The organism is Truepera radiovictrix DSM 17093 (assembly GCF_000092425.1).
Taxonomy (GTDB): Bacteria; Deinococcota; Deinococci; order Deinococcales; family Trueperaceae; genus Truepera; species Truepera radiovictrix.
On sequence record NC_014221.1, the window covers coordinates 3073250 to 3091921 of the forward strand.

General features: G+C 63.4%; 15 protein-coding genes and 1 pseudogene. 10 read left to right on the plus strand and 6 right to left on the minus strand.

Features of this window, described 5'->3' with window-relative positions:
* The first annotated feature begins 77 nt into the window (after positions 1–77).
* The 4 genes from TRAD_RS14120 to TRAD_RS15820 all read left to right on the plus strand — a co-directional run bounded on the left by TRAD_RS14120 (position 78) and on the right by TRAD_RS15820 (position 3684).
* Complete coding sequence (locus TRAD_RS14120) at positions 78–1358, plus strand: thymidine phosphorylase (protein ID WP_013179292.1); 1281 nt, start codon at positions 78–80, stop codon at positions 1356–1358.
* A gap of 6 nt (positions 1359–1364) precedes the next feature.
* Positions 1365–1763 carry a M67 family metallopeptidase gene (locus TRAD_RS14125; RefSeq protein ID WP_013179293.1) on the plus strand — a complete coding sequence of 133 codons (399 nt, stop codon included), beginning with the start codon at positions 1365–1367 and terminating at the stop codon, positions 1761–1763.
* Between the two features lie 674 nt (positions 1764–2437).
* Positions 2438–2827, plus strand: coding sequence for a transposase (locus TRAD_RS14130; protein WP_013179296.1), 390 nt, complete (start codon positions 2438–2440; stop codon positions 2825–2827).
* Entirely contained in the window at positions 2824–3684 is an 861-nt protein-coding gene (locus TRAD_RS15820) for a DDE-type integrase/transposase/recombinase (protein ID WP_083770868.1), read from the plus strand. Before TRAD_RS14130 ends, TRAD_RS15820 begins: the two co-directional genes overlap by 4 nt.
* Before the next feature lie 841 nt (positions 3685–4525).
* On the opposite strand, the gene TRAD_RS16160 is transcribed toward TRAD_RS15820, so the two are convergent.
* Together TRAD_RS16160 and TRAD_RS16165 are read right to left on the minus strand one after the other, a co-directional pair.
* Positions 4526–5050 (minus strand): hypothetical protein, encoded by a 525-nt coding sequence (locus TRAD_RS16160; protein WP_148221265.1) that lies wholly within the window; start codon positions 5048–5050, stop codon positions 4526–4528.
* 13 nt (positions 5051–5063) lie between these two features.
* Positions 5064–6812 carry a hypothetical protein gene (locus tag TRAD_RS16165; protein WP_148221266.1) on the minus strand — a complete coding sequence of 583 codons (1749 nt, stop codon included), beginning with the start codon at positions 6810–6812 and terminating at the stop codon, positions 5064–5066.
* Positions 6813–7189: 377 nt separating this feature from the next.
* Between TRAD_RS16165 and TRAD_RS14140 the strand changes: the two genes are divergently transcribed.
* Positions 7190–7957 carry a HesA/MoeB/ThiF family protein gene (locus tag TRAD_RS14140; protein ID WP_041947327.1) on the plus strand — a complete coding sequence of 256 codons (768 nt, stop codon included), beginning with the start codon at positions 7190–7192 and terminating at the stop codon, positions 7955–7957.
* Between the two features lie 112 nt (positions 7958–8069).
* Entirely contained in the window at positions 8070–9104 is a 1035-nt protein-coding gene (locus TRAD_RS14145; RefSeq protein WP_013179300.1) for an isocitrate/isopropylmalate dehydrogenase family protein, read from the plus strand.
* A gap of 102 nt (positions 9105–9206) precedes the next feature.
* Here the strand turns inward: TRAD_RS14145 and TRAD_RS15830 are convergent.
* The 3 genes and pseudogenes from TRAD_RS15830 to TRAD_RS16175 all read right to left on the minus strand — a co-directional run.
* Positions 9207–9974, minus strand: a pseudogene (locus tag TRAD_RS15830) (IS5 family transposase); the annotation flags it as partial.
* Positions 9975–10021: 47 nt separating this feature from the next.
* Positions 10022–10567 (minus strand): hypothetical protein, encoded by a 546-nt coding sequence (locus TRAD_RS16170; RefSeq protein ID WP_148221267.1) that lies wholly within the window; start codon positions 10565–10567, stop codon positions 10022–10024.
* Positions 10558–12267: a hypothetical protein gene (locus TRAD_RS16175; RefSeq protein ID WP_148221268.1), complete on the minus strand. Its 1710-nt coding sequence runs from the start codon at positions 12265–12267 to the stop codon at positions 10558–10560. Before TRAD_RS16175 ends, TRAD_RS16170 begins: the two co-directional genes overlap by 10 nt.
* A gap of 341 nt (positions 12268–12608) precedes the next feature.
* On the opposite strand from TRAD_RS16175, the gene TRAD_RS14155 reads away from it, so the two are divergent.
* Genes TRAD_RS14155 through TRAD_RS14165 form a run of 3 tightly spaced genes read left to right on the plus strand, consistent with a single transcriptional unit; the run spans position 12609 to position 16518 of the window.
* A complete protein-coding gene (locus TRAD_RS14155) occupies positions 12609–13469 on the plus strand; it encodes a cell division protein FtsX (RefSeq protein ID WP_013179302.1) in 861 nt (286 codons plus the stop codon).
* Positions 13470–13471: 2 nt separating this feature from the next.
* Complete coding sequence (locus tag TRAD_RS14160) at positions 13472–14833, plus strand: murein hydrolase activator EnvC family protein (RefSeq protein WP_013179303.1); 1362 nt, start codon at positions 13472–13474, stop codon at positions 14831–14833.
* 53 nt (positions 14834–14886) lie between these two features.
* The gene (locus tag TRAD_RS14165) at positions 14887–16518 is read left to right on the plus strand and encodes an adenylate/guanylate cyclase domain-containing protein (protein ID WP_013179304.1); all 1632 of its coding nucleotides are present in this window, start codon (positions 14887–14889) and stop codon (positions 16516–16518) included.
* A 150-nt stretch (positions 16519–16668) separates the two neighbouring features.
* On the opposite strand, the gene TRAD_RS15490 is transcribed toward TRAD_RS14165, so the two are convergent.
* On the minus strand, positions 16669–17430 hold the full coding sequence (locus TRAD_RS15490; RefSeq protein WP_049773145.1) for a hypothetical protein: 762 nt from the start codon (positions 17428–17430) through the stop codon (positions 16669–16671).
* A 196-nt stretch (positions 17431–17626) separates the two neighbouring features.
* Here TRAD_RS15490 and TRAD_RS14175 point away from each other — a divergent pair, with 196 nt between their 5' ends.
* Positions 17627–18619, plus strand: a complete 993-nt coding sequence (locus TRAD_RS14175; protein ID WP_013179306.1) for a threonine ammonia-lyase — start codon at positions 17627–17629, stop codon at positions 18617–18619.
* Positions 18620–18672: the final 53 nt, after the last annotated feature.

Sequence of the window (18672 nt, forward strand, 5' to 3'; positions counted from 1 at the left end):
TTGGCGCCAGCTGGGTAGCGCGCCACAAGACGCCGCGCCGTGGCGCCGAGACCGTTTCGCTATCGCTACAATGGTTTATGCGCGCAACCGACATGATCGACAAAAAACGCCACGGGGGTGAGCACACCCGCGAGGAGTTAGAGGCCTTTATCGGGGGCTACGTCGCGGGTGAGGTGCCCGACTACCAGGTCGCGGCGTGGCTCATGGCGGTCGTTTTTCGGGGGATGACGGTCCGCGAGACCGCCGAGCTGACCGCCGTCATGGCGCACTCGGGCGACCTGCTCGACCTGAGCGGCCTCCCCCACACCGTCGACAAGCACTCGACGGGTGGCGTCGGCGACAAGACGAGCCTCGTGCTCGCGCCCCTCTTGGCCGCCGCGGGCGCCGTGGTCGCCAAGATGAGCGGGCGCGGCCTCGGGCACACGGGCGGCACCATCGACAAACTCGAGAGCATCCCCGGCTTTCGCACCGACTTAAGCGAGCGCGACTTTTACCGGCAGGCCGAAACCGTCGGCGTGGTCATCACCGGCCAGTCCAAGGAGCTCGCCCCCGCCGACGGGCTCCTCTACGCCCTGCGCGACGCCACGGCGACGGTGCAGTCGCTCCCACTCATTGCCGCTTCGATCATGAGCAAAAAGCTCGCCGGCGGCGCGCGCACCATCGTGCTCGACGTCAAGGTGGGTAGCGGCGCCTTTATGAAGACGCCCGCCGAGGCGCGCGAGCTCGCCCGGACGATGCTCGGTATCGGGGAGCGCGCGAACCGGAACGTGCGGGCGCTCCTCAGCGACATGTCCGAACCCCTGGGCCGGGCGGTCGGCAACGCGCTCGAGGTCGACGAGGCGGTGCGCTGCCTCCAGGGGGAGGGGCCGGAGGACCTGCAGGCGCTCTGCTTGGCGCTCGCCGAGGCGGGGCTCGCGGCGGCGGGGCTCGACGCGAGCCGCGCGGCGCTCCAGGAGCTCATCTCGAGCGGGCGGGCGTTTGCAACGTTCGAGGCGTGGGTGCGGGCGCAGGGGGGCGACGTGAGCCAGCTGGGCCACCTCGAGCGCGCCCCCGACAGGCACACCCTCCGGGCGCCGCGCAGCGGTTACGTGGCGCGCCTTGAGGCGCTCGAGGTCGGCCAAGCGGTCAAGGTCTTGGGCGGCGGCCGCAGCAGAAAGGGGGACGCCATCGACCCGGGCGTCGGGGTGGTGCTGCACGCCAAGGTCGGCGACGAGGTCGCCGCGGGCGACGCGCTCGCGACCCTCTACCACCGCGGCGGGCGGGGCTTCGAGGAGGCGCTCGCGCGCCTCGAGGGGGCCTTTACGCTCGCCGACGAAGCGGCCGCGGCGCCCGAGCTCGTGCTCGAAACCCTCGCCTAGGCGCCCGTGACAGAGCCCCTGCGCCTCCCCGGCGCGGTCGTCGAGGGGATGCTGGCGCACGCGCGCGCGCGTGACCCCGAGGAGTGCGTGGGGCTCGTCTTCGGCCGCGAGGGCGCCGCGACGCGCCACGTCCCCCTAACCAACACCGCCGCGGCGCCGCGCACGCGCTTTTTCGCCGACCCCACCGAGCTGCTGCGGGCGCTTATAGACGCCGACGCGCGCGGCGAGGCGCTCCTGGCGCTCTACCACTCGCACCCGGACGGGCCGAGTGCGCCCTCTGAGACGGACCTCGCGCACGCGCACTACTCCGCCCTCACCCTCATCGTTACGCTCCGGCCGGAGGGAGTGAGGGCCTTTTGGTTAGGTGAGGCGGGTTTAGAGGTGAGGCTCGAGGTTATGAGTTAAGACCCGTAAAACTCCCTCGAGTCGGCCTCGAGAGGGCTGAACGCAACGGTTACGAGCGGTTTCTTTTCTACTCAAAAACCACGGACACGCCGTTACCCTCAAAAAAGATGTCCGCGCCGGTTAGGTCTCTCAAGCTTGCATACTGCGTCAAGCCGTTTAACCGGAATGTACCGGGTTCGGTAGCAGTGAATGTGAAGGTGTGGCTGTAGACGCTCGTCTCTCCCCGCATGACCGCATGATCGCCAAACTCTTTATATAGGACTTACGCACACCGTTCAAATGAGGAGAACTGCTGAGATGGGTCATGGATTATAGGCAACACCGGCTGGACTACTGTCAGTTTTTAATTGCTAGCCAGATCAACTACACCCAAACCTACCTAGCGGACCATAACGACAGCTATAGCCATGACAGCATGAATCGCTTTTTGCGTTTGGACAAGCTCACGCCGAGAACAATATGGGAGAACGTGCGAGACGACGTTGTGCCGAGCGAGCAGGGCTACGTCTTGTGCGACGACGTGGTCTTAGACAAACGTCACAGCCGAGAAGCGCATCTGGTGCGAAGGCAGTGGAGTGGGAATGAGAAGCGAGTCATTTACCCTCTGTGCCAAAATGTTGAGTGCCGGTCTTTCCAGATAGTTTCTTGAGCAGAGGGCAGGATAGGTAGAGCGAATGGATAAGGTCACCACCACAAGAGCGCACGCCAGCTCGGAGGTCAGCGTACCGAGAAGATTTTCTACGAAGTACAAACTCGCTATCCTCGCAGAGATCGAGGCGGCCAACGAGAAGGGAGAGGTTGGACAGATTCTCCGTCGTGAAGGGTTGTACTCCTCGCTCATCTCGGAGTGGCGCAAGCAACGAGAGCGGGGTGCACTCGAAGCGATGAGCGGCAAGCAGCGCGGCCCCACGAAGGACAAGCTTGCTGCTGAGAATAAGCGGTTGCGAGAGCGACTTGCCCAGCTAGAGGAGCGTTTGGGTACGGTCGAGGAGTTGATTGATGCCCAGGGAAACGCTTTTGCGCTCTTGCAGGAGATGTCCCGCAAGAGCGACGGGGCGAAATGAATGAAATTTTGGACGAGCAAGTGAAACGCTTCGCCCCTCGTGTTGGCACCTTGCGTGCCTGTCGGGCGTTCGGTGTGAACCCGAGGACGTTTCGCCATCGTCGCCAAGCACAAAAAGGCCAACTGCCAATTAGGAAGTCGAGTCCACACAAGCCGCGCTCGCCGCATCCGGCCGCGCTCACCACTGAGGAGAGGCGGCAGATTCTCGGGGTCTTATGCTCCGAGCGCTTCTGTGACCTTCCTCCTGCGCAGGTGTTCAACACCTTGCTCGACGAAGGAACGCACCTCTGTTCAGTCCGGCAGATGTACCGTTTACTGGCAGAACACGGCCTTTTGTTCGAGCGGCGTCGTGGCGGTCATTTCCGTCGTGGTCTATACCCCATTCCACAACTCGAGGCAGCCGCGCCCGATCAGTGCTGGACTAGGTCATCGCCACTAGGCGAAGGGTCTAGTGACCCTAACCTGTGGGATATCACGAAGTTGCCAGGTTCTGCGAGGGGTGTCCATTACCACCTCTACACCGTTCTGGATATCTTCAGCCGGGAAGTGGTGGGGTGGATTGCGGAGCACGATACGGTGGCTACGCGTGAATCCGAGATGGTCGCACGTGAGCTCATCGACAAGAGCTGTCAGCGCGAAGGGATCAATCCCAACCAGCTCACCCTCCACGCCGACCGCGGCTCACCCATGGTGGCGCGTAGCATGGCCGACCTGCTAGACGAGTTAGGTGTTTACAAAAGTCACTCCAGGCCGCGCCTCTCAAACGACAACCCCTACAGCGAAGCACAGTTCAAAACGCTAAAGTACCGCCCTGACTATCCGCAGCGTTTCGAGTCTATCCAGACTGCCCACAACTGATGCCGAGAGTTCTTCGACTGGTACAGCTACAGCCACTACCACAGATGCTAGGGTCACTAGACCCGCCCTGGTGGGCGCATGAGCGGTATCGGCTACCTCAGACCGGCTGATCTGCACGCTGGTCGTCACCACGACATCTTAGAACGTCGTCAGGAAATTCTCGACCAAACTCATGCCGCTCACCCAGAGCGCTTTAACCGCCGACCCAAACCAGCCACCCCACCCGTAAAGGCTTGGATCAACAAGCCGACTCTTCAAACTCGTTGACATAAGCGGCAATCAGCTATTGACAAATTCCGTTTACGCAATCACATCGCTTGTTCTTTCCTGGTCTGGGCGCGTCTCAAACGGTTGGCTCAGCAGCTTGACAGCAATGTCTACCGGCTCAAGTTCTCCTTACTTGAAGACTACATGAGGCAGCAGCTCAAGAATACTTCCATCCCTATGGTCTTACGTGCGTAAGTTCTATGTATATGGCTCGTATCATTTGACAGCGCGATGCTGTCGGGTAGGGGCACCCCGCCCGGTTCGCAGAGACCAACTTTCGAGACAACCTCCTCCCCATCTACGCGTGAGAAGCAAGCTCCTAGAGTAAGGTCGTGCCAGACCCGTTCGGTCAGGTGAGTACAAGTTGGCACCTGAAACGAGGCTGAAAGGGTGACGGTAACGCTTTCGCCCACCTAGGCTTGATTGAGATCAAGCTCGGTTTCAGCAGAACCTTCGACACCATAACCTCCTTCAAAGGGCTCACACGAGTAAGGGAACCAATTGCAAGACGATAGCAACAGGCTCAGGCTGACAAGAGAAGAACAAACGATTCTTTTAATCTTCCCTCACTGCTCTACTTGAAAACGACCCGAACGGGTGTACCCCCGGCGTAATTCACCCTGGACGGACTTTGTCCCTGAAACTGCCTCACTGGTTCAATAGAGAACTCTCCCGGCACGGTCGAGGTAAAGGTAAAGGTATGTTCAAAGAGGCGAGTCTCTCCGCGTTGAACTATGAACGTACCGTACTCTCTGACATGGTGCGTGCCGGCTAGCAGCTGAAATTCAGAAGGTAGAGGTAGGTCTTCATCTCTACATAAGCCGCCTCTAACTTCTGAAGCCGCTTCACCGAAGAATACGCAGGCACCCAATTTTAGGTCTTCGTGAACGTTCTCAGTTAAGCGGCTTTGACTAGGCAGCTCGAACCCACCTGTGAGGGTAACGGTGACAGAATCTCCTACCTTGGTCTGCGTTTTATCTGCTTCCGCAGTCAGCGCAATCTCAAACCCATCGTATCTCTCCGGGTCGGGATTGAAAAACCCGCAGGCGGCTAGCAGGATGCAGAACACTGAGAGGTACAAGTACAAAGATAGTCTCATAAAGTTAAGCCTTCTACTTGTCGCACATGCCGGTAACGGCTAACGTGTTGTACTTAACGACAGAGCAGTACAAATCTCGTTGACTGCTGCTGAGCTTGGGGCTGATGCGGTTCTTGAACATGTACGTGAAGTTTTCTACAGGATGAGCATTGTAGAAATGGCTGGCAACCCTTGCGTAGCGTTGTTTCACGGATTCTAAGCTGTTGTAATACTTGACTGCATCAGCATCCGTGTCGGGAATCAAGTTCTGCGCGTTCGTATTGCTTAGAGCATGAGCGTCCGTCACATCCCAAAGGTACTGAGCGACACGTCCGGGAACCGCTGCGCCTGCTGGTTTGCTGCTAATGGAAGGTTTAACTTCAGGATCAAAAAGGTTGGTATCACGCCATCTATTACTTAGAACCCTGGTCGTAATAGATTCAAACCAGAGAGCGAAACCCTCCAACATACCCGCACAGCCGTCCACATGCGACCATACACTCCATCCTGTCGAACCGTAGCACCACGGAAAATCCGAGAGACCTGTTTTTACAGCCTTTTCGTGAGAACTTTGGTATGCACTTTCCCCAAGCATCCGGCGGTAGTACACCTCATGACCATATTCATGAAAGAGCGTAGGGTCATAAGCTCCATCAGCGGGTTTTATGTACATGCGACCATAGTACGCACGCGAACGGGGAATAATCTGGCTGCTGTCCGGGTAAACGACCGATAGGGGAAAGGTGTCGTACAGACCATGGGAAGTTCGTTCCCAGTCATGGACTCTATTCACTTTGTAGAAAACGCGCTGGGCAAGCTGAATGTTGCTGGCCGAGTTTTTAGTCGAAGCGTACACGGTCGTGTTTCTAAGGCTTGTCGGGGTGTTGATGCGACCGGAGGGGGAGACGACTTGTGTTTGCCAAGTGCGTAAGGGATAGGTATCTATCGTCCGGGTGTGTATATAGATACCCGTTTGCGTCCAAGCCAAAATCTTAAACGTTGTCGTTTTCTCGCAGCCGGCGGTGAACTCGAGTGCCCCTCCTGCCCCAACATGGCGCGTTTGGTTAAGAGTTCTGTGAGAAGAAGGGGCGGTCATATCGCCGGAGATATAGACGCGCGTCGAGCTTGGGAGCGGTTGAAAGCTTCCGTCAACATAGGACTTGAGAAAGACTTTCGTCAATGCTCTTGTGCAGCTAGCGGCAGTTGAGCTTGGCTCGCCCGTACCTACCTGCGAACCGGCATTAGAAACGATGATGTCCATAGGCTCGCCCAAGTTGCCGTTCTCTTCGGGGAACCGAACGTCGTTGACGATGACGTCGCCCGGTTTGTCGCTGCCATACACTTCGAGCGCGTCCAAACCATCAAGGACAGGGAGCGAGGCGTAATACTCGTCGAGGGTGACAGGTTCACCGATGATGGTTTCGGCTTGAGCTTGAAAGTCACTCTCGTGTGACGGTTCAAAGTTGACGTAAAGCACGTTCGCAGCCGTGCCCTCTGCAAAAGAGGCGCGGACGCTCAGCATATTGAGTTGCGCTTTGGTCGCCCTACCGCTCAGGCGCACCTCCGCGCGACCGGCTCCATCGGAGGTAACGGAAGCTTCGCTGATGCTCGGGATGATGCCCCAGTTGTTGATGTCGAGTGTGATGGTGTCGTTGGGGGGGAAGTCCTCGAGCTCGACGATGATGGGGAACGAATTGCCGAGCGGGATGCTCTCCCGCAGCGCTTCAACCGTCAAAGTAGGCAGTGCAGCTTCTTCTCGAGCAGCGCTAAACTCCTGCGGCACACTCGGCTCGGTCGTCCGGCAGCCCGCCAATACCAATAGAACGCCTATGTATGTATGTATGTATGTATGTATCTCGGCTTCATCCTGCTCGTCCCCTCGCCCAAACGAAATTAGCCGAACGGCGCAGCGCACAGACCCGTACACATCACACGCTGTTTACTTTTACCCGCTACTCCGTTACTAGGGGGAGTGTAGAGCAAAAGCAAGCGCCCTACCAGAGCAAACTCAGCAAAAACTTAATCGTTTCTTAACCTGGGCGCGCCGAGTCTACCGTGCTCTGTTTCGGCTACGAATGATGACTAAGCTTGTTAGTCGAGGACCTAAAAAACTATCGCGAGCAAGCGACGGTGAAGGGCGTAACTGGCTATGCTGGAGGGGTGACCTTTAGCCGCGAGCAGTTAGACCGCTACAGCCGCCAGCTCCTGCTGCCGGGGGTCGGCGCGGCGGGGCAGCGCAAGCTCCTCGAGGCCAAGGTGCTCGTCGTCGGCGCCGGCGGGCTCGGGTCGCCTGCGCTCCTCTACCTCGCGGCGGCGGGGGTCGGCACGCTCGGAATCGTCGACGACGACGCCGTAGCGCTCTCCAACTTGCAGCGCCAGGTGCTCTACACGACGCGCGACCTCGGCGAGCCCAAGGTGAGCGCGGCGGCGCGGCGGCTTCGGGAGCTCAATTCGGACGTGCGGCTCGAGCCCCACCCCGTGCGGTTGACAGAGGGCAACGCCGGCGCGCTGGTCGCCCCTTACGACCTCGTCCTCGACGGTTCGGACAACCTAGAGACGCGCTACCGGCTCTCGGACGCCTGCGTGGGCCTCGGCAAACCGCTCCTTTACGGCGCGCTGTCGCAGTTCGAGGGCCAGCTCAGCCTGCTGCACGCGCCGACCCCCGCGGGCCCCGGGCCGTGCTACCGCTGCCTCTACCCCGAAGCGCCACCGGGGGGCGCGCCGAGCTGCGCGGCGGCCGGGGTCTTCGGCGCGCTGCCGGGAACCATCGGCAGCCTCATGGCCGTCGAGGCCATCAAGTACCTTGTGGGGTTGGGCGCGTCGCTCGCCGGCACGCTGTTACACTACGACGCGCTCGACTCGAGCTTTCGCCGCGTGCGGCTCGCGCGAGATCCGCACTGCGCGAGCTGCGGCGACGGGAGACGCTAGGCGGCCGGGCCCACCGACCCGGGCACAACACGCGTGATAGCGTAGGGGGATTGTCTTTGGCGAGGCGGTGCTGCGCGCCGCACCCACCCACAGACGCGACACGAGGTGAACTGTGACACGACGCGCCTACACGATCACGCTGATTCCAGGCGACGGCATCGGTCAAGAGGTCGTTCCCGCCGCCGAGCGCTTGCTCCGCGAGACGGGGCTCCCTTTAGAGATGCACTACGCCGAAGCCGGTTGGGACACCTTTCAAAAGGTCGGCAAAAGCGTCCCCGACGAGACCCTCGAGCGGGTCAAGGCCTCCGACGCGACGCTCGCCGGCGCCTTTACCAGCCCGAGCGGGTCGCAAAAGGTGCCGGGCTTTCAGGGGGCGATCCGCTACCTGCGCCGCACCCTGGATCTGTTTGCCAACCTCCGCCCGACCAAGTCGCGCCCCATCCCCGGCTCCATGAAAAACGTCGACATGCTCATGGTCCGCGAGAACACCCAGGGGCTCTACGTCGAGCAGGAGCGGCGCTACGGCGACGTCGCGATCGCCGACTGCGTGATCACCAAAGGGGCCTCGGAGCGCATCGCCAAGGTGGCGCTCAAAGAGGCGCAGCGGCGGCGGCGCAAGCTCGCGGTGATCCACAAGGCCAACGTCTTGCCCCTTACCACGGGGCTCTTTTTAGAGACCGCGCTGGAGGCCGCCAAAGCCTTCCCCGAGGTCGAGACCTACGACATCATCGTCGACGCGGCGGCCATGAAGCTTGTGCGCGACCCGCAGAGCTTCGACGTGCTGGTCACCACCAACTTGTTCGGCGACATCCTAAGCGACCTCATGGCGGGCCTCGTGGGGGGTTTAGGCCTCGCGCCGAGCGCGAACATCGGCGAGCGGACGGCCATCTTCGAACCCGTCCACGGCTCCGCCCCCGACATCGCCGGCAAGGGCGTCGCCAACCCCGCCGCGACCTTCTTGACCGCCGCGATGATGCTCGACTACTTGGGCGAGGCGGCGACCGCCAAGCGCATCGACCGCGCCGTCGACACGGTTTTAGAGGAGGGGCCGCGCACCGCCGACCTGGGCGGCAAAGCCGACACAGAGGAGTTTACGGACGCGGTCATCGAGGCGTTTAGGAGCCTCGCACCGCACGAAGCTGCGTAGCGCCGACGGGCGACGGGACGCTGCGCCAAAGGCCCGCAGCCCCGCACCAGCGCGCGGGGCTGCGTTGTCCCGACCTCTCACGGCGGCCCTACTCAAAGAGAGCCTGAAACAGATGAGGACACAACCGAGGTCAAGAAAGGCTTGATGGATGTCGGCTCGACGCTCATAACGGACCTTCAAGCGGCGGAAACGGTTAAGCCATGAGCCAGTGCGCTCAATCACCCAACGGTAACGGCCCAAACGCTCGCTACTGTCGACTCCCTTACGGGCAATGCGGGGCGTGATAGAGCGTTTGCGCAGTTGATGACGACAGTTCCAGCTGTCATAGGCTTTGTCGGCGTGCAGCTTCTCGGGCCGCTTGCGAGGTCGTCCCCGTGGGCCTTTGATGGGTTCGATACGTTCTAACAGCTCGGCCAGCACCTGCGATTCATGCCGGTTTGCGCCGGTGAGAAGGGTGGCTAAGGGGATGCCCTGCCGCTCGACCACAACAGGGCGCTTCGTGCCCTGTTTGCCCCTATCCGCCTCCTTCGCCCCCCCTGGCGCGGGCACACTAAAGCAGTCCACACAAGCACGTTCCCAATCGATCTGGTTTGCCTCCCCGAGCCTGTCGAGGAGCACCCGGTGAAGCCGATGCCAAACGCCTGCTTCCTGCCAGTCCCTAAGCCGTCGTCAGCACGTCACCCCACTGCCGCAGCCCATCTCCTGCAGCAGCAGCTCCCACGCAATGCCGCTCTTGAGCACGGACAAGATGCCCGTCGGCGCAGCACGGTCGGCAACTCGAGGGCGGCCCCCTTTGGGCTTGGCGGGCTCTTTGGGCAGTAGCGGTTCCATGACGTTCCACAGCGCATCGGTTACTAAGGGCTTCGCCATGCGCTACTTTAGACGATCTTGCCATGAGGTTTTGAAAGGTGCTCTAACTACTCGAAGAATATCTCGGTACGGAAGCCGTTAGCGAAATCTGGTGTGCCCCATTCACCTCTTACAAATCGCATGTTTGGAAAAAGGACGACTTTCCCGGCTTTTGTCGAGGTAAAGGTAAACTCGTGAACCAAGTCACGGGTTTGTCCTCGTTTTACGACGACATCGCCGAGATCAGTTATGAACTTACTGCCGTTCAGCATGTTTAGGTGTGATGGAAGGGGGGTGTCGTGCTCTCCAGAGGAAAGACAGAAGCCTCTTGGGTCAACGACATGTTCTTCTTGCACATCCGAGGCAAAACACGCTCCAAGCAGGACGTTCTCTAGCACTTGAGAAGGCACTCTGCTCTGACTATGCAAAACGAGGTCGGTCGTAAGCGTTACTGTTACGGGTTGGGCTATTTTAACAGTAGTTGCAGATACTTCCGCCGTCGGCGGAAGCACCCCTATAGAGTCGAACGCGTCTACGGACGGATTGCACGCACTGAGAAGAGCGGCAAGCAACAGCCAAGCAACTATTCTGACCTTTACCTGACCTAATTGCATGACGATACCGTAATTGTGTTAGCGACCATGACTCTCCTATGCGCCTCACAAGTTCCGAGTGACCTTGTATCCGGGCGGATGTTCTGCTGCCATACCTGATCAATGCTTGAGTGTGTAGCCATTCCGCGAAAAAAGTTTGCTACTCGCGTGTAGCGTAAATCCAGTTCCTCGTTTGTGCGCACAAACGCATCACTGTCGTCATCTTTGAGACGAGCCTGCGAACCGCTATCGTCAGCGATGTCATAGAGATATGCAGCAACGTTTCCGGGCACGCGAGGCCCTGAAGGAGCGCTCGATGGTCGAAACTCGGTACGTCTGTACAACCGTGTATTGAGCCTCGCAGTCGCTACTTGCTCAAAAAACACTGCCCACCCCTCCAAAAGGCCAGCACAGTTACTCTCATCTCCCCAGAGAGACCAACCAAGCGCACCCAAACAGGCTGGATAACTTACAGGTAGCCCTGATACAGCCTCTTGATGAGCACGGTTATACGCCGATGCTCCCATCATCCTTCGGTAGTAGACCTCGTGGCCGAACTCGTGGTAAATCCCAGCGTCATAGAGCGCAAAACCATCCGCGTACATGATGCGCCCTATTCCAGCAAGGCTGCCTTTGGAACTAATGTACGGATAGAACGCATCGACAGGAAAGCTACTATAAACAGTGGACGCTTTTCGCTCCCAGTTGTAGACCTGATTGAGCCTAAAAAACAGTCTCTGCGACTTACGACTAAAAGAGCTAGCGGTTGATGGAGCCATCTGAATATTACGGTTACGCACAGTATCCGCGTTAAAACTACCGGACGAGGCGCGCTCACTCTTCTTCCACATTACAGGCTTGTTGAAGACCTCACCTGTATGCATAGATATACCGGTACTGGTCCAAGCAAGAACTTTGAAGTGCAACTGAGTGCTGCAACCAAGGTAAAATTCTAAACGTCCGTTGTTTCCCACAAGCTTAACTTGTTCCCTATATGTGTGGTCAGAGATGTAAACACGCGTGTTGACAGGAAAATTCACAGCCTGACCATCGACCGTGGTCTTTAGATTAATGTAAGTGAGCCTCCTTGTACAATCCGTTGCCTGAGGCATCGCAACGCTCTCGGAACCGACATCAAACATAATGGCATCGAGCGGCTCTAGTTGCCCGTCCTCGCCCACCAGCCTTACGCCGTCTAAGACGACACCGGAAGCGTTCTCCTGATGTGCGTAAAGGTCTTGAGGTGTTTTAGCTACAGGCAGCGTTTGGTAGTAATCCTCTATAGTGATGGGAGATCCGATGATATCGCCGTCGTCCGCTGCTTGGGCTTGAAACAAACCCTCTTGAGGGGGCTCGAAGTCTATGTACAACGTTCCCGTGACAACACCGCCATCTTCCATGCGGCCTATCGCGTCCAAAGAGACAAGCTTCGGTTGGTGAGCACTACCTCTCAACGATAATTCAGCGTAGCCAGCAGCGTTGGTCTGCAATGTCGTCGCATCGGTTCCAACTTGCATGCCGTCTGCGAACAGTTGCACCTGGATCTGCTCACCTGGAGGGGCATCCTTGACGACAACTCTGATAGGAAACGAATCGGCTAACGGAATATCATCCCGCAGCGCCTCAATCGTCAAGCTTGGTAGAGGGGTTTCTGCTTGAGTTGGGTTGAACCGACGCTCCGTGGGGGAGATTGCGGTCGTTTTACACGCTATGAGTGCCACAACGACCAAGCAAAGACCTATGTATGTATGTATGTATCGCCCCAGCTTCATCCTTACCCCCTGTTTGTACAGCTGTAGCCAGACCGCGCCGTGCTTAGTGGGTTCAGCTCCTAGGCATCTCCGACCCTTTTATTTTCCGGTCTTAAGCTGAACGCAGTGTAGAGCTACAGAGGCGACTTGTCCACATCAGATTCACCAAAACCTTAATCATTCCTTAATCTAGGCTGGGGCGACGGCTCACCCTGCACAGCGCATCTCACGGGACGTTTTGGTATAACGCAGTAGACTTCCTGCCCGTCGCGCAGGCAACCTAAGCTTTAGTTTCGTCCCTCAGGAGCTCTATGTACGCCCTTCGCCAAGCGCTGCGCGCCATCCGCAAAAACTGGATCGCGAGCATTTCGACCTTGACCACCATGACCCTGTCGCTAACCATCCTGGCGGGGTTTAGCCTTTTGAGCCTCAACCTCAACCTGACCTTGGGGGCGCTGCAAAACGAGCTCGAGCTCGCCGCGTACTTAGCGCCCGAGGCCGACCCCGAGGCGGTCTTCGCGCAGGTGCAGGAGCTACCCGGCGTCACGAGCGCCGAGCTGGTCTCCCCCGAGGCCGCTTTGGGGACGCTGGTCACCGAGCTGCCCTACCTCGCCGAACCCGCTTCGCGCGTCGGCAACCCGCTCCCCTACTCGGTGTATTTGCAGGTCGCCGACCCCGCCGACACGGCGCAGGTCGCGGGGGCGCTGCGGAGCCTCCCCGGCGTCGCGGAGGTCGAGGACGCCCAGGAGGCGGTCGCGACCTTTCTCGCCATCAACGAGGCGCTGCGGCTTGTGGGCTCGGTGTTGATCGTTATCCTGCTCTCGAGCGCGCTTTTCGCCATCGTCAACTCTATTCGCGCCGCGATTACCGCCCGGCGCGACGAGATCGAGGTGATGCGGCTCGTGGGCGCGACCCGCGCCTTTATCCGCGCGCCCTTTTTGCTCGAGGGTTTCGTGCTGGGGCTCCTAAGCGCCCTCTTGACGCTCGCCCTCGTGCTCCCCGGTTACAGCCTCGTCACGCAGCGGCTCTCGGAAAACCTCCGCTTCGTCCCCTTGGTGCGCGACCCCGCCGCCCTCGCGCAGGTCGCCTTGCTGCTCGTCGCCCTGGCACTGTTGGTGGGCATCGTCGGCAGCGCGATCTCGGTGTCGCAGTACCTGCAGGAGGAGGTCTAAGGGTGTGGTTCCCGGGGGCGCGCGTGCGCCGCACCCTGCTCGCCGCCCTCGTGGGGGCAGCGCCCCTGGGGGGCGTCGCGCGCGCCCAGGAGAGCGCGCAGCTCGAAGCCGACATCGTCGCCTTCGAGGAGCTCCTCAACGAACGCATCAGCCAACTGAGCGCCCTCGAGGCGGAGCTCCAGGAGACCGAGGCGGCGCTCGCCGAACGGGTCGCCGAGCGCGACCGCTTGAGCGCCGAGGTCACCGCCCTAAGCGCCGAGGGCGAGGCGCTCGAAGCGCAGATCCGCGACCTGAGCGCCCAGCAGGAGACGGCCGCGGCGCGCATCGAGGCGCTTCAGCTCGAGCTCGCGGGGCTCGAGGCGCAGCTCCGCGAGCTCCTCGTGAGCCTGCACAAGCGGCGCACGGGGCGTTACGCGCGGCTCCTCGCCGAGTCGGCGACGCTCTTTGAACTGCGCGTGCGCAACTACTACCTCTCGCGCCTTACCGAGCGCGACGTCGCGCTCCTCGAGCGCTTCGAGGCCGGGGTCGCCGAGCTCGAGGCCGAACGCGCCGCGCGCGCCGAGCAGCTTGAAGCCTTGGCGGCGCGCGAACGGGAGCTCGAGACCAACCGCGCGGCCCTCGAGCGGGCGCAGGTGGAGCTCGCGGCGGCCGTCGCCGCCCTCGAGGGGACGCGCGCGGGGCAGCTCGCCCAGCAGCAGGCGCTGTTAGAGGAGCAGAGCCGCATCGAGGCCGACCTCGTGGGGGCGCGCGCGACGCTCGCCGAGGTGCTCGAACGCCAGCGCCAGCGGGCCGCCGAACGCGCCGAAGCCGAGCGGCGGCGCGCCGAAGCCGCGCGCCTAGCCGAGCAGCGCGCGGCGAGCGAGGCGGAGGCCGCCGCGCAGGCAGCCGAGAACGCCGAGGACGACTTCGCTGCCGAAGCCGCGCGCTTAGAGGAGCTGATCCGCGCCCTGAGCGAACCCGCCCCGGCCGCCGAGACCGACTTCATGGCCCCTATCCCCGACCCCGTGGTCGTGCGGGCGTTTGGCGAGGGGGGCGCTTCGGACATCTGGCTGCAGGCCGAAGAGCCCGGCACGGCGGTGCAGGCGGTCAAGTCGGGGGTGGTCTACCAGGCGTCGCGCATCACCGCCAACAGCGGTTACACCGTCGCCATACAGCACGAGGGCGACCTCATCTCGGCCTACACCAACCTGCAACCCCCCGAGGTCGAGGTCGGCGAGCGGGTGCATCAGGGGCAGATCCTGGGCTACCTAGGGGGCGGCATCATCGCGCCCAACGTGCTGCAGTTTCGCTTGGGGACGCAGTCGGGGGCGCAGATCATCTACCAAGACCCCGCCCCTCTGCTCGGCGTCGCCGCGAGCGAGTAACGAAGCACCGGCCCCCCGACGCCACCCGGGCGGCGGGTACGTATAATTTTCTCGTGAGCCTCTTTTGCCCCCGCTGCGGCGCCGACAACCCGCGCGCGATGCGCTTTTGCGGGATGTGCGGCGCGCCCCTCTCCGCCGCGCCGGCGCGGCGCGAGCGCCGGCGCGTCACCGTGGTGTTTTTCGACCTCGCGGGGTTTAGCGCGCTCACGCGCGACTTCGACCCGGAGGCGCTGCGCGACCTCGCCGACGACGTGCTCACGGTCGTCGCGGGGATCGTCGAAGCCCACGACGGCTTCGTCGACGCCTTTCAGGGCGACGGGCTCATCGCCCTGTTCGGGGCGCCGCACTCGCACCCCAACGACCCCGAGCGCGCAGTTTTGGCCGCCGCCGAGGGGTTGCGGGCGGTCGAGGAGATCGGCCGCGCCAAAGGCTACCCGCTTAAGGGGCGCGCGGGGGTTAACACGGGGCTGGTGATCGCGGGCGAGCTCGGGGCGGGCCGGAAGGGCTACACGGTGATGGGGAGCGCGGTCAACCTAGCAGCGCGGCTCGAGGCCGCGGCGACCCCCGGCGAGGTCTGGGTCGGCCCCGAGACCTACCGCGCCACCCGTCACGCCCTGCGCTTCGTCCCTAGCCCGCTCCTTAACCTGCAGGGGTTCCCCGACGTCACGCAGGCGTACCGCCTCGTCGAGGAGGTGCGGCAACGCGACCCGTACGCGCACCTGCCGTTCGTCGGGCGCGAAGCCGAGCGGGCGCGGTTGTGGCGCCTTTTGGAGCGCGCCGAGCGCGAGGGGCGCCTGCTCGAGCTCTGGCTCGTCGGCGAGGCGGGGAGCGGCAAGACGCGGCTCGCCCGCGAGCTCGCCCGCGACGTCGAGCGCGCGCGCCGCGCGCAGGTGGTGTGGCTCGAGGCGCCCCCCATCGCCCTCCCCGACGCGCCGGCGGCGCGGTGGCCCGACAACCTCCTGGCCGCTCGCCAGCACCCACTCCTCGTCGTCGTGGACACGCCCCACAGCGCCGCGCAACCTCACCTCGAGGCGCTGCGCCGCGCCCCCATCCGGGGGCTCGTGCTGCACCTGGCGCGTAAACCCCCCCTCGAGGGAGCCGGTGCGCACGAGGTGCTCGCCCTGCCGCCGCTCGCCACCGACGACTGCCTGCGCATCCTCGGCGAGCTCGTCGACCCCAACCTCGGGCTCGTCACCCGCTCGCTGGTCCACGAGACGGGGGGCAACCCCGCTTATACCATCGAGCTCGCACGCACCCTGCGCAGTGCGCGCACGGGGGCCTTTTCGGGGTCGCTCTCCTCGCTGCTGCAAGCGCGGCTCGACATGCTCACCCCCACGCAGCGCCACCTCCTGGCGCAGCTCGCGCTGGTCGGCGAACGCACCTGGTGGGGGCTCGCCCAGCGGCTCGCAGCGAACAGCCGCGCCGACCTCGAGGCGCTGCTCGCCGAGGACGTGCTCGTACGCGAAGAGGTCTCGAGCCTCCCCGGCGAGGTCGAGCTGCGCTTTCGCAGCGAGCTGCTGCGCCGCGCCGCGCTGCTGATGGTGCCCTTAAGCGAACGCCCCGCGTTGCACCTGCAGATCGCCCGCTGGCTCGCGCCGCGCGCGGGTCCCGAGCTGCGCGCGCTCGTCGCGCATCACCTCGGTGAGGCCAAGCACCACGCCCCGGCGCTCGAGCACGAGCGCTAGCGTGACGCGTCGCACCCCGCCCAACCGGCGCTTCTGACACCCGGCGAGCGCGTATGAGCCGTACGAGCGCACAGGCTCGTGTACAGGCCACGAGCCCCCGAGGGTCCATGCGGGCGCGAGGACGCGGTGAGGACGCGGTGTCGACAGCGCCTAGGGTGCCCACCCCCGCAGCGCGGGTTCGGCGGCCGCGGCGCGCGCCACCGCCTCACGCGCGCTCCCGGAGACCTCCCCGCGCAGCGCCCCCCAACCGCGCGCGGCGAGCGCCTCACCGACCTCGGCAAGCTGGCCCTGCTGCCAGACGAGCGCGTCGAAAGGCGCACGGCCGCGGGGGTAGACGAAAGCCGTCGGCTGCCCCACGGGGGGGGCGCCGGCGCGCTGCACCTCCCCCCACGCCGTCACGGCGCGCCGCTGCTCCCCCTGCCCCGCCGCCTCCAACGCGAGGCACCAGAGCGCGACGGCGAGCACCTCGTTAAGCCACGGCGCGCGGCTCCTGAGGTCGGCCGCGTAGAGCGCGGCGTGCGCCCACTCGAGCCCGACGAGCGCGTCCATCAACGCGCGCACCCCCGTCGGCGCCTGCCGACCGGCGCTCGCCGCGCGCAGCAGCACCGCGTCCCAGCGGCGCAGCAAGCGGTTGGGGTAGTCCGCGGGCGCCACCACGCTCACCCCGCCGGCGGTGCGGCGCGTGAGCGGCCAGCCGTAGGGCGCTGAGAGGAGCGCGCGCCAGTCGCTCGCGGCGAGGACCACCAGCGCGGGGGGCTCGAGCGCGCCCAGGTGGCGTTCGGCGGCGCGGTGGAGCGCCCCGACGAACGCCTGAAGCTGCGCCGCTCGCAGCCGCTGCCCAGCCGAGAAGCGCGTCTCCGGCACCCTCCCTGGAAGGGTCTGCAAAAACGTCCTGCGCGCAAACGGGTCCACCCCCCTAGCGTACCGGTCGGCGCCTGGCGCCGACGTTGCGCCCCGTCCGTACCCCCGCACGGCCGAGCGGCGCGGGCGGTATACTCGTGTACCGCGACGTGTACCTGTATACGGCTGGCCGTTCTAAGATGGCCCTACCGCGCTTCGCGCACCCCGACCGAGCGACACACCGACCTCCCGCGACTAAAGGACCGCCATGCTCATCCCCTTAACCGACATTCAAGCCGCTAGAGACCGCCTCGCCCCCTACCTGCCGACGTCGCCCGTGGTGCGCGCGGCGAGCTACTGCGACCGCACCGGCGCCGAGGTGCGCTTTAAGCTCGAGCTCCTCATGCCGACCCACGCTTTCAAGGTGCGCGGCGCGCTCAACGCGCTGCTGCTCATGGACGAGGCGCGGCGCGCGCGCGGCGTGGTGACCGCCTCGGGGGGCAACCACGGCCTCGGGGTGGCCTACGCCGCGCAGCTCCTCGGGGTGCGCGCCACCGTCGTGGTGCCCGTGACCACGCCGAGCATCCGGACCGAGACCATCCGGCGCTTCGGCGGGAGCGTCGTCGTCTGCGGGCGCGACTGGAACGCGGCCAATCAGCACGCCCTGGCGCTCGGCGAGGCCCAGGGCGCGACCTACGTGAGCCCCTTTGACGACCCGGCCATCATGGCGGGGCAGGGCACCCTCGCGCTCGAGCTGCTCGAGCAAGCCCCCGACACCGAGGTGATCCTCTGCTCGGTGGGCGGCGGCGGCCTCATCTCGGGCGTGGCCTCGGCGGTGCGGCAGCTCCGCCCCGAGGTGCGCGTGATCGGCGTCGAGACCCTGGGCGCCGACTGTATGGCGCAGTCGCTGGCGGCGGGCAGGCTCGTCGAACTGCCGCAGTTTACCTCCATCGCCGAAAGCCTCGGGACCCGGCGCAGCACCGAGCGCCCGTTTGCCATCGTCCGCGAGGCGGTCGAGCGGATCATCACGGTGAGCGACGCGCGCGCCTTTGACGAGCTTCTCTGGACGCTCAACCACGAAAAGCTCCTCTGCGAACCGGCCGCGAGCTGCACCCTCGCCGCTCTGACCGACCCCGCGACCGACCTCGCGGGGCGCCGCGTGGCCGTTGTCCTCTGCGGCGGCAACATCACCCTCGAGCAGGTTCGGGGTTGGGAGGCGCGCTTCGGCTCCCGCCAGCGGGTGCCGGAGGCTGCGCTCTAGACGCTAGCGACAGCGACGCTCCGAGCGCACGCAGCCAGAGCGACGCCGCACCC